The following is an 11,549-nucleotide window of genomic DNA, read 5'->3' as shown; positions in this document are numbered from 1 at the left end:
CAACGCGAAGGAACGACACCTCGTGAGCAAGGTTCCCCCGATCATCCTGAACAACGGCGTCGAGATGCCCCAGCTCGGCTTCGGCGTGTGGCAGGTGCCGGACGACGAGGCGGAGCGCGCCGTCGCGACCGCGCTTCAGGCCGGGTACCGGAGCATCGACACCGCCGCGATCTACGGCAACGAAGAGGGCACCGGCAAGGCGATCGCCGCGTCGGGCGTGCCCCGCGAGGAGCTCTTCGTCACCACCAAGCTGTGGAACGCGGACCAGGGCCACGACGCCACGCTCCGCGCCTTCGACCAGTCCCTCGACAAGCTCGGCCTCGACTACGTGGACCTGTACCTGATCCACTGGCCGCTGCCGTCCAAGGACCTGTACGTCGACACGTACAAGGCCTTCGAGAAGATCTACGCGGACGGCCGGGCCAAGGCCATCGGCGTCTCGAACTTCCTGCCCGAGCACCTGGACCGGCTGACCGCCGAGACCTCGGTCATCCCCGCGGTGAACCAGATCGAGCTGCACCCCCACCTCCAGCAGCGCGTCTCACGCGAGCGCCACGCGGAGCTGGGCATCGCCACCGAGGCCTGGTCCCCGCTCGGCCAGGGCAAGGGCCTCCTGGAGGTCCCGGCGATCGTCGCGATCGCCCAGAAGCACGGCCGCACCCCGGCCCAGGTCGTCCTGCGCTGGCACATCCAGCTGGGCAACGTGGTGATCCCGAAGTCCGTGACCCCGTCGCGCATCGCGGAGAACATCGACGTCTTCGGCTTCGAGCTGGACACCGAGGACCTCGGCGCGATCTCGGCGCTCAACGAGGACCGGCGGCTCGGCCCGAACCCGGCCGAGTTCGACGTGGCCTGATCCACGGATCCCCGGTATCGGGGAGGCCCCCCGGCACGTGCTGCGTGCGCGGGCCCCGCCGCGCAGGGCAAGTCGACTTGCCGCATGCGCAAAAGCGGGGCCCGCGGCCGGTCTACTGGACCGGCGGGTAGGCGTTCTTCAGCAGTTCCTGGAACTGGGCGGAGAACCAGTGGCCGGACAGCGGCGCGTTCGGCAGCGCTCCGGACAGGTGGTTGTTGTTGCGCGGGTTACCGGTGTACGTCGGGTCGCACATCCGGTCGAAGCCCTTGCCCTCGTCGTTGTCGATCGCGGTGCTGGAGCCGTCGGACTCCCCCGGCGGCTTCATCCACACGTACGCGTCGATGCCGGTGGCCGGGTCGGCCTGCGGGCGTTCACCGAGGCCGGCTCCGGACTGGTTGCACCAGTTGCCGAGGTGGATGCGGCGGTCGTAGCGGCCCCCGTCCACGTACGTGTCGACGTCGGTCTTGGCGCCCGCCGCGGTCGGCCTGGCCGCGCCGCCCCAGCCGTTGCGGGAGGTGTCGATCAGCATGCCGAGGTTCTGGTCGAAGCCGAGGGAGACCAGCTTGGTCCGCATGGCCTGGGCGTACGACAGCTCGTCGGTGTAGCGGTTCCAGTCGACCCACTTGGACTGGCGGACCGAGACGCCGTTGACCGAGTCGTCGATGCCGAAGTGGTCCTCCTTGAGGGCGCTGTAGTTGGCCGTGTTCACGATGAAGCCGTGGACGTCGGACAGCTGCGCGCCGTTGCTGGTGGCGACAGTCTTGAACAGGTCGGCGGAGGCGCCGAAGTTGTCGTCCCAGCCGAGCCAGCCGTGGTGGCCGGCGTCGATGTAGTTGTAGACGTTGGGGATGGCGCCGAGCTTGTCGAGGGCGTAGCCGACGCCCTTCTGGTAGTTGCCGTTCGCCTTCATGGTGTCGCAGTTGGGGGTGGCCGTGGCGCGCGGCGTGACGTTGGTGACGAGGTTGGGCAGCGAGTCGATCTCGACTGTCGTCACGATGCGCAGGCCCGCGTACTTGGAGTCGGCGAGGATCGCGGCGATCGGGTCGATGAAGTCGCTCTTGTACTTGTCGATGTCGTTCGGGCCGAGTTCGCCGTTGGAGGCGAGCGCGGCGCAGTCGCGGCCCGGCAGGTCGTAGATGACGAGCTGGACGACTTCCTCGTTGCTGCCCTTCTGCGCGAGGGCCGCGTCCAGGTGGTCGCGCAGGCCCATGCCGTCGCCGACGCCGTCGATCGCGGCGATCCGGTCGAGCCAGACTCCGGTGGGCTGGTTCGCGATCGCGCTGCCGCCCGGCTCGGCGGCGGCCTTCGCCTTCCACTCCGGGTTCACGTAGACCTTGGCGCCCGCGTACGGGTTGTCGACGCGGCCGCTCGGGTCGGTCGGGTCCGTGGGATCGGTCGGGTCCGTCGGGCCGCTGTCCTCGTTGCAGGTGACGCCGTTCAGCTTGAACGCGGTGGGTACGGCGTTGGTGCCGCTGTACGTGCCGTTGAAGCCGAAGGAGGTGGAGCCTCCGGTGGCGAGGGTGCCGTTGTAGGAGAGGCTCTTGGCGGTGACGGCGGTGCCGGACTGGCTGATGTCCGCGTTCCAGCCGCTGCTGACCTTCTGGTTGCCCGCGAAGGACCAGGTGAGGTTCCAACTGCTGACCGCGGCGCCGTTGTTGGTGACGGAGACCGAGGTGGTGAACCCGGTGTCCCACTGGTTCTGGACCTTGTAGTCCACGGTGCAGGCGGCCGCGGCCGCGCTGTCGGGGGCGGCGACGGCGGTGCCGACGCAGGCGGCTCCGGAGAGGACGAGCGCCGCGGTGAGCGCGGTGCCGCCTCTCAGTCGGGTACGGCTGTTTCCGGTACGGCTCATGGTGGGGGTGTCCCTTTCTGTCGCTTGGATTAGCTGCCGATGGCTTGCAGGTGGTCGCGCAGACCGGCGCCGAACGCGGTCGGTGTGCCGGCGTAGTCGCTGATCAGCGAGGGACCCGAGGCGCAGTCCCAGGTGTTCCAGGTCCAGCCGAGGTATGACAGCTCACGGTCGTCGAACCACTTCATGACCCGGTCGATGAAGGCGTGGGAGCAGGTGTTCTCACCGATCTCCCCTGCCACCAGCGGCACTTGGGCCGCGACCGGCGCGAGCTGCTCGTCCCAGCAGCTCTCACTGGCGCAGGTGTTGAAGTTGTAGACGTGGTAGGCGGCGGCGAGATTTCCGGCCGGATCGGTCGGCCGGTGGGCCAGCCACTGCCGCAGATCGTTGGAGTAGGCGAGGCCGCCGATCAGGATGAGGTTGCCGGCGCCCGCCGTGCGGACGGCGTCGACGAGGGTCTGCATGCCCGCGACCTCGTAGCCGATGCCGGGGCAGGTGCCGCCGTCCCTCCAGCAGGCCCACGCCTGATCGAGGGTGGAGGTGGCACGGTCCGGGTACGGCTCGTTGAACAGGTCGAAGGCGACCTGCGGGTCGTCCTTGTAGGCACTGGCCACCGACGACCAGAAGGCAGGGGTGTACTGGGCGTCCGGCATCGGCTTCTGGCAGGTGGCGTGGACGTCGGAGCAGCCGGCCGAGTTCCCGGTGTACTGGCCGTAGGACCAGTGCAGTTCGAGGATCGGCGTCATGCCGTGCGCCTTGACCTTGGTGACCAGGTCCTTGATCGCGGACCGGTAGTCGGCACCTCCGTACTCGGGTTTGATGTTGTCGAGGCCGAGCCAGCACTCCTCGTTGAGCGGGATGCGGACGGCGTTCGCGTTCCAGTCGGCGATGGCCTCCACCGACGCGTCGTCCACAGGTCCGTCGAAGATCCCGTACCCCTGGACGCACATGAACTCGCCGCCGGAGCGGTTCACGCCGAGGATCCGGCGCGTGGCCCCGCTGGTGGCGTCGACGAGCTTGTTCCCCGACGCCTTCAGGGCCGGGGCGGTGCCGTCACCGGGGTCCGTGGGATCGGTCGGATCCGTCGGGTCGGTGATGTCCTCGTTGCAGGTGACGCCGTTGAGCTTGAAGGTCCTGGGCACCGTGTTGGCGCCCGACCACGACCCGATGAACCCGGCCGACACGCTGCCGCCCGAGGCGAGCGCGCCGTTCCACGACTCGTTGGCCGCGGTGACCGTCGTACCGGACTGGGACCATCTGGCGCTCCAGCCCTGGGTGACCTTCTGGCCGTCGGCGAAATCGAAGGACAGGCTCCAACTGTCCTTCGCGGCACCGTTGTTGGTGACTTTCACTGCGCCCTGGAAGCCGCTGTCCCACTGCGAGGTGACGGAATACTCCACCGAGCAGGCGGGTGCGGCCGCGGACGCGGATCCGGTCAGGGGGACGAGCGTGGCCGCCGCTAGTGCGGCGCACGCCCACAGTGACAGGTGGCGCGGGGGGTGTCGCATGAGCGACTCCTTGCAGCTCGGGCGCGACGGCGGAAAGCCGGCGCGTCGACTGATGGAATCGCTCCCACTGGTTGCTGGGAGGACTGTAGGGAAGGAACTGCCGTCAAGCAACAGACGCGTTCCGGAAAACCACTGTCGAATTAATTCGACTCTTCAAGTCTCTTGACCCCCATTTGACTCCTCATCATCCTGGGAGCGCTCCCACTGGTTCACAGGTTCACCCCCACCAAGCGAAGGACCAGGGCATGCCCAAGAGACGGGCCCGGCGGCTATGGACCGCTGCCACGGCGGCACTCGCACTACCGCTCGCCACTCTCGCCGCTCTGCCAACCACCGCTCAGGCAGCGGCAGTTGAGTGCAGCGTCGACTACAGGACCAACGACTGGGGATCCGGCTTCACCGCCGATCTGACGATCACCAACCGCGGCTCCGCGGCGATCGACGGCTGGACCCTCACCTACTCCTACGCCGGTGACCAGAAACTCACCAATGGCTGGAACGGGACATGGTCGCAATCCGGCAAGAACGTGACGGTGAAGGACGCCGGGTACAACGGAAAGATCGCGGCGGGCGCCGCCGCGACCACGGGCGCGCAATTCACGTACAGCGGCTCGAATTCGGCCCCCACGAATTTCGCGATCAATGGCACGACGTGCACAGGAGCCCATCAGCCGCCGGTCGCGGTGCTCACCAGCCCGCAGGCCGGGGCGGTCTACACGGCCGGTGACACGGTGCCGCTCGCGGCGACCGCGGCGGCGGCCGACGGCGCGGGCATCAGCAAGGTCGAGTTCTACGACGACACAACACTGCTCGGCACCGACACCACGTCCCCGTACGCGCTGGGCACGGACTCCCTCGCGGCCGGCACGCACTCGCTGTACGCGAAGGCGTACGACGGGCAGGGCGCGTCCGGCGAGTCGACACCGGTCGGCATCACGGTCGCGGCGGGCCCCGCCGTGTCGGTGACGCCGTCCCAACTCGGCGTCCAGCAAGGCAAGTCGGGCACATTCGACGTGAAGCTGTCCACGAAACCGACGGCGAACGTGACCGTCACCACGGCCCGCACCAGCGGCAACACGGGGCTGTCCGTCTCCTCCGGCGCGAGCCTCACCTTCACTGCGTCGAACTGGGACACGGCACAGAAGGTGACCGTCGCGGCGGACGCCTCCGGCACCGGCGCCGCCACCTTCACGGTCAGCGCGCCCGGCCACACCAAGGCGACGGTCACGGTGACCCAGCTGGCGGCGGGCAAGGAGTACGACACTCGTTTCCTGGACCTCTACGGGAAGATCACCGACCCGGCGAACGGCTACTTCTCGCCGGAGGGCATCCCGTACCACTCGGTGGAGACGCTGATCGTCGAGGCGCCGGACCAGGGCCACGAGACGACCTCCGAGGCGTACTCGTACCTGCTGTGGCTCCAGGCCATGTACGGCAAGGTCAGCGGCGACTGGTCCAAGTTCAACGGCGCCTGGGAGATCATGGAGAAGTACATGATCCCCACGCACGCCGACCAGCCGACGAACTCCTTCTACAACGCGTCGAAACCCGCGACGTACGCGCCCGAGGAGGATCTGCCGTCGCAGTACCCGGCGAAGCTGGACCCGTCGGTCTCCGTCGGCACGGACCCGATCGCGGCCGAGCTGAAGAGCGCGTACGGCACCGACGACGTCTACGGCATGCACTGGCTCCAGGACGTCGACAACACGTACGGCTACGGCAACGAACCCGGGAAGTGTGAGGCGGGCCCGACGGCGACCGGCCCGTCCTACATCAACACCTTCCAGCGCGGCGCGCAGGAGTCGGTGTGGGAGACGGTCCCGCAGCCCACCTGTGACGCCTTCAAGTACGGCGGCAAGAACGGGTACTTGGACCTGTTCACCGGTGACTCGTCGTACGCCAGGCAGTGGAAGTACACGAACGCGCCGGACGCCGACGCGCGGGCCGTGCAGGCCGCGTACTGGGCGGACATCTGGGCCAAGGAGCAGGGCAAGAGCTCCGAGGTGTCGGCCACCGTCGGCAAGGCCGCGAAGATGGGCGACTATCTGCGCTACGCCATGTACGACAAGTACTTCAAGAAGGTGGGCGGTTGCGTCGGCCCGGCCGCCTGCCCGGCCGGCACCGGCAAGGACGCCTCGCACTATCTGCTGTCCTGGTACTACGCGTGGGGCGGCGCCACCGACACCTCGGCGGGCTGGGCCTGGCGCATCGGCTCCAGCCACACGCACGGCGGGTACCAGAACCCGCTCGCCGCGTACGCGCTGTCCTCGTCCGCCGACCTGAAGCCCAAGTCGGCGACCGGACAGCAGGACTGGGCCACGTCGCTCGACCGGCAGCTGGAGTTCTACCGCTGGCTGCAGTCGGACGAGGGCGCCATCGCGGGCGGTGCGACGAACAGCTGGCAGGGGCGGTACGCGACGCCTCCGTCCGGCACGCCGACCTTCTACGGCATGTACTACGACGAGGCGCCGGTCTACCACGACCCGCCGTCGAACCAGTGGTTCGGCTTCCAGGCGTGGTCGATGGAGCGTGTCGCCGAGTACTACCAGCAGACGGGCGACGCCGACGCGAAGGCGGTCCTGGACAAGTGGGTCGGCTGGGCCCTGTCCGAGACGACGGTCAATCCCGACGGCACCTTCCGGATCCCCTCCACCCTCCAGTGGTCGGGCAAGCCCGACACCTGGAACGCGTCGAGTCCCGGCGCGAACACGTCCCTTCACGTCTCCGTCGCCGACTACACGAACGACGTGGGTGTGGCGGCCGCGTACGCGAAGACGCTGACGTACTACGCCGCCAGGTCCGGTGACGCGGAGGCGAAGTCGACGGCGAAGGCGCTGCTCGACGGCATGTGGGAGAACGACCAGGACGCGCTCGGCATCGCGGTGCCCGAGACGCGGGCCGACTACAGCCGGTTCGACGACCCGGTGTACGTGCCGTCCGGCTGGACCGGCACCATGCCGAACGGCGACGCCGTCAACTCCTCGTCGACGTTCTCCTCGCTGCGCTCCTTCTACCAGGACGATCCCAACTGGTCGAAGGTCGAGGCCTATCTGGCGGGCGGCGCCGCACCGACGTTCACGTACCACCGGTTCTGGGCCCAGGCGGACATCGCGCTCGCCATGGGTTCGTACGCGGAGCTGCTCGAGTAACGCCCCGCCCGGCAGCGGCTCCGTGCTCAGAGGAGCCGGGCGGCCTCTCTCCCCGGGGGCCGCCCGGCCACCGCACGTTCTCTCTCCCCCCGCCTCCCTCTCCCCCTTCACCCCCGGGACCCTCCATGCCACGACCACCTCGCCATGCCCGTGTTTCACGTACGCGCCTCCTCCTGACCGTCGTACTCGGGCTCACCGCAGGCCTGCTGACAGGCACTCAGGTGTCAGCGGCGGCCGAACCGAAGGCCACGGCGCTCGCCGCCGACACGTACACCTGGAAGAACGCCCGCATCGACGGCGGCGGCTTCGTCCCCGGCATCGTCTTCAACCGCTCCGAGAAGAACCTCGCCTACGCCCGCACCGACATCGGCGGCGCCTACCGCTGGAACCAGGACACCGCGTCCTGGACACCGCTCCTCGACTCGGTCGGCTGGGACGACTGGGGTCACACGGGCGTGGCCTCCCTCGCCACCGACTCCGTCGACCCGGACAAGGTGTACGCGGCCGTCGGCACGTACACGAACGACTGGGACCCGGGCAACGGCGCGGTGCTGCGCTCGGCCGACCGCGGCGCCACCTGGAAGAAGACCGACCTGCCCTTCAAGCTGGGCGGCAACATGCCGGGCCGCGGCATGGGCGAGCGGCTCGCGATCGACCCGCACGACGACCGGGTCCTCTACCTGGGCGCGCCCAGCGGCGAGGGACTGTGGCGGTCGACGGACGCGGGGGTGACCTGGTCGCAGGTGGCGTCCTTCCCGAACGTCGGGAACTATCAGCAGGACCCGTCCGACACCTCCGGCTACGCCTCGGACAACCAGGGCGTGGTCTGGGTGACGTTCGACGAGTCGTCGGCGACGGGCTCGGACCGCACCCGGACGCTCTACGTCGGCGTCGCCGACAAGGACAACTCCGTCTACCGCTCGACGGACGCGGGCGCGACCTGGGAGCGGGTGGCGGGCCAGCCCACCGGACACCTCCCGCACAAGAGCGTCCTCGACGCCGAGAACGGCTATCTGTACATCGCCTACAGCGACAAGGGCGGCCCGTACGACGGCGGCAAGGGCCAGGTGTGGCGGTACGCGACGAAGACCGGCGAGTGGAAGGACATCAGCCCGGTCGCCGAGGCGGACACCTACTACGGCTTCAGCGGTCTGACGATCGACCGGCAGCACCCCGGCACGGTGATGGTGTCGGGCTACAGCTCCTGGTGGCCGGACACGCTGATCTTCCGCTCGACGGACAGCGGCGGCACCTGGACGAAGGCGTGGGACTACACGTCGTACCCGAACCGCGCGAACCGCTACACCATGGACGTGTCGTCGGTGCCGTGGCTGACGTGGGGCGCGAACCCCTCGCCGCCCGAGCAGACCCCGAAGCTGGGCTGGATGACGGAGGCGCTGGAGATCGACCCGTTCGACTCGGACCGGATGATGTACGGGACGGGCGCCACGGTCTACGGAACCGAGGATCTCGGGAAGTGGGACTCGGGCGGCACGTTCACGATCACCCCCATGGTCAAGGGACTTGAGGAGACGGCGGTCAACGATCTGGCCTCGCCGCCCTCCGGGGCGCCGCTGCTCTCCGCGCTCGGCGACATCGGCGGCTTCCGGCACACGGACCTGACGAAGGTGCCGTCGATGATGTACACCTCCCCGAACTTCACCTCCAGCACGAGCCTGGACTTCGCGGAGGGCAAGCCGGACGTGGTGGTGCGCGCCGGGAACGTCGACTCGGGCGCGCACGTGGCCCTCTCCCAGGACAACGGCGCCAACTGGTCCGCGGCCGGCACCGATCCGTCGGGCGTCACGGGCGGCGGCACGGTCGCGGTGTCGGCGGACGGCGGGCGGCTCGTGTGGAGCCCGGACGGCGCGGGCGTGCAGACCGGTACGGGCTCGTCGTGGACCGCGGCGAGCGGGGTACCGGCGGGTGCGGTCGTCGAATCGGATCGCGCCGACGCCTCCCTCTTCTACGCCTTCAAGTCCGGCACTCTCTATGCGAGTTCGGATGGGGGAAGGTCCTTCACGGCGAAGGCGTCGACCGGGCTGCCGACGGACGGTCCGGTCCGCTTCAAGGCGGTGCCCGGCACTAAGGGCGACATCTGGCTGGCCGGAGGCTCGGCGTCGGGCGCGTACGGGCTGTGGCACTCGACGGACGGCGGCGCCACGTTCACCAAGCTGTCGAACGTGCAGCAGGCCGACACGATCGGCTTCGGCAAGGCGGCGCCCGGCGCCACGTACCAGACCCTGTACACGAGCGCGAAGATCGGCGGGGTGCGCGGCATCTTCCGCTCGACGGACGCGGGCGCGACCTGGACCCGCGTCAACGACGACGCCCACCAGTGGGGTTGGACCGGTGCGGCGATCACCGGTGACCCGCGCGTGTACGGCCGGGTGTACGTCTCGACGAACGGCCGGGGCGTCGTCTACGGCGACACGGCGGACGGCCCCGGCACGCCGACGGCGGCCTGCACGGTCACGTACAAGATCACCAACGAGTGGTCGGGCGGCTTCCAGGCCGATGTGACGGTGACCAACACCGGCTCGACGGACTGGTCCGGCTGGTCCCTCGACTGGACCTTCGCCGACGGCCAGAAGGTCTCCCAGCTGTGGAACGCCTCGTACACCCAGTCGGGCGCGTCGGTCACCGCGAAGAACGTCAGCTGGAACGGGACGGTGACGGCCGGGAGTTCGGCGGCGTTCGGATTCACGGGCTCGCGGCCGGGGACGGCGAACGCGAAGCCGACGGCGATCAGGCTGGACGGGCAGAGCTGTGCGGTGAACTGATCAGAGGGGGCGTGGGCCCGCCCGCGAGCGAGCGGGCCGCACTTCTCATGGCGTGGTGATCACCGGCCGCGTCGTTCGCCTCGTAGGTGTAGGCGACGCCGTCGGGGGTGGTGCCGCCGGCGGGCGGGCTGATCGGCACGTCCTTGTAGCCGGGTTCCCGGCGTCGGTGTGCACGCTGACCAGGCCGCGGTCCAGTCTCTCCGCCTGGCGGGCGGTGGCGGCGGAGGCGTCGTCGCCGGGCAGGAAGGTGATCCCGGCCGCGGCGAGGGCGGCGGCAGCGGCGGTGGCGATCAGCGGACGGGGGCGTCTGCGGTGGGGGCGGGGCATGTGCGGGCTCCCTTGGGGTGAGGACGTGCGAGTGGCCTACGTCCCGTCAGTTGCCGTGGCCTCTAGTTCAGTTGCCGCCCCCTGGTACAGCTCCGCGAGAGCCCTCGCCGTCGCCGCCAGACGCCTCCGCAGCTCCGCCGGTTCGAGAACGTCGATCGACGCGCCGAGCCGGAGGAACTCGTCGTGCGCGTGCCCGATCGACTCGATGGGCAGGACGGCACGGAGCCAGCCGTCGCTCTCGGTACGGCCCGTGGTGCGGGCGGCCCGCGCGGCGGCGCCGGTGAGCCGGTCGGCCGCTCCGGGCGCCAGCCGCACGACGGCCTCCCCGGAGTGCAGACGGCGGTGGAAGTCCTCCTGGTACGCCCGCCAGTACTCCGCCAGGTCGAACTCCGCGGGAGTGGTGAACTCCTCGTCAGTGAGATGCAGTTCGAGGATCTGGTCCACGCGGTAGGTCCGCGGCGGGCCGCTTCCGGCGGAGGCCACGACGTACCAGCGGCCCGCCTTCAGGACGAGCCCGTACGGCTCCAATGTCCTTTCCACGTCGGTGGGTTCGCGCCAGCGACGGTAGACGACCCGGAGCACCCGGCGCTCCCACACGGCGGATGCCACGGCCGTCAGGTGCTCCGTCGCCTCTTCCTCCGCGTACCAGCCGGGGGCGTCCAGGTGGAAGCGGGCGCTGATCCGGTCGGCGTGCGCGCGCAGTTCGGCGGGGAGCGCGGCCCGCACCTTCAGCTGGGCGGCCGCGAGCACCGGGCCGAGCCCGAGGTCGGCGGCCGGGCCCGGGACCCCGGACAGGAAGAGGGCTTCGGCCTCGTCCGTGGTCAGTCCCGTGAGCCGGGTGCGGTAGCCGTCGAGGAGGCGGTAGCCCCCGGCGTGCCCCGCGTCCCCGTACAGCGGGACGCCCGCGGTGTGCAGCGCCTCGATGTCGCGGTAGACGGTGCGGACGGAGACCTCCAGCTCGGCCGCGAGCTGCCCGGCCGTCATCAGGCCCCTGGTCTGCAGCAGAAGCAGGATCGAGAGGAGTCGGCCGGCCTTCATGTGGACTTCACTGACACAGGATGTCAGTGAAGCGGCCTT

At 69.6% G+C, this 11,549-nt stretch carries 6 protein-coding genes and 1 pseudogene; 3 read left to right on the top strand and 4 right to left on the bottom strand.

The features are described from left to right. The first annotated feature begins 64 nt into the window (after positions 1 to 64). Positions 65 to 856 (top strand): aldo/keto reductase, encoded by a 792-nt coding sequence (locus tag K377_RS00445; protein ID WP_181512465.1) that lies wholly within the window; start codon positions 65 to 67, stop codon positions 854 to 856. 112 nt (positions 857 to 968) lie between these two features. Here K377_RS00445 and K377_RS00440 read toward each other — a convergent pair whose 3' ends face one another. After that, positions 969 to 2,708 carry a glycoside hydrolase family 6 protein gene (locus K377_RS00440; RefSeq protein WP_111661032.1) on the bottom strand — a complete coding sequence of 580 codons (1,740 nt, stop codon included), beginning with the start codon at positions 2,706 to 2,708 and terminating at the stop codon, positions 969 to 971. A 29-nt stretch (positions 2,709 to 2,737) separates the two neighbouring features. Next, positions 2,738 to 4,213 (bottom strand): cellulose binding domain-containing protein, encoded by a 1,476-nt coding sequence (locus K377_RS00435; RefSeq protein ID WP_111661031.1) that lies wholly within the window; start codon positions 4,211 to 4,213, stop codon positions 2,738 to 2,740. A gap of 245 nt (positions 4,214 to 4,458) precedes the next feature. On the opposite strand from K377_RS00435, the gene K377_RS00430 reads away from it, so the two are divergent. Then, a complete protein-coding gene (locus tag K377_RS00430; RefSeq protein ID WP_111661030.1) occupies positions 4,459 to 7,362 on the top strand; it encodes a glycoside hydrolase family 48 protein in 2,904 nt (967 codons plus the stop codon). Between the two features lie 125 nt (positions 7,363 to 7,487). Beyond that, on the top strand, positions 7,488 to 10,145 hold the full coding sequence (locus K377_RS00425) for a cellulose binding domain-containing protein (protein WP_111661029.1): 2,658 nt from the start codon (positions 7,488 to 7,490) through the stop codon (positions 10,143 to 10,145). Positions 10,146 to 10,209: 64 nt separating this feature from the next. On the opposite strand, the pseudogene K377_RS42110 reads toward K377_RS00425, so the two are convergent. Further along, positions 10,210 to 10,472: pseudogene (locus tag K377_RS42110) on the bottom strand (rhamnogalacturonan lyase); the annotation flags it as partial. 36 nt (positions 10,473 to 10,508) lie between these two features. Next, a complete protein-coding gene (locus K377_RS00415) occupies positions 10,509 to 11,510 on the bottom strand; it encodes a YafY family protein (protein ID WP_111661028.1) in 1,002 nt (333 codons plus the stop codon). Between the last annotated feature and the right edge of the window lie 39 nt (positions 11,511 to 11,549).

Origin of the sequence: Streptomyces sp. PsTaAH-137, from assembly GCF_003259365.1 — a bacterium.
Classification (GTDB): domain Bacteria; phylum Actinomycetota; class Actinomycetes; order Streptomycetales; family Streptomycetaceae; genus Streptomyces.
This window is presented reverse-complemented; position numbering and strand designations above follow the sequence as displayed.

Excerpts from the sequence above, each read along its gene's own strand:
- K377_RS00445 (WP_181512465.1), top strand. The coding sequence starts at position 65 with ATGCCCCAGCTCGGCTTCGGCGTGTGGCAGGTGCCGGACGACGAGGCG.
- K377_RS00440 (WP_111661032.1), bottom strand. The coding sequence starts at position 2,708 with ATGAGCCGTACCGGAAACAGCCGTACCCGACTGAGAGGCGGCACCGCG.
- K377_RS00435 (WP_111661031.1), bottom strand. The coding sequence starts at position 4,213 with ATGCGACACCCCCCGCGCCACCTGTCACTGTGGGCGTGCGCCGCACTA.
- K377_RS00430 (WP_111661030.1), top strand. The coding sequence starts at position 4,459 with ATGCCCAAGAGACGGGCCCGGCGGCTATGGACCGCTGCCACGGCGGCA.
- K377_RS00425 (WP_111661029.1), top strand. The coding sequence starts at position 7,488 with ATGCCACGACCACCTCGCCATGCCCGTGTTTCACGTACGCGCCTCCTC.
- K377_RS00415 (WP_111661028.1), bottom strand. The coding sequence starts at position 11,510 with ATGAAGGCCGGCCGACTCCTCTCGATCCTGCTTCTGCTGCAGACCAGG.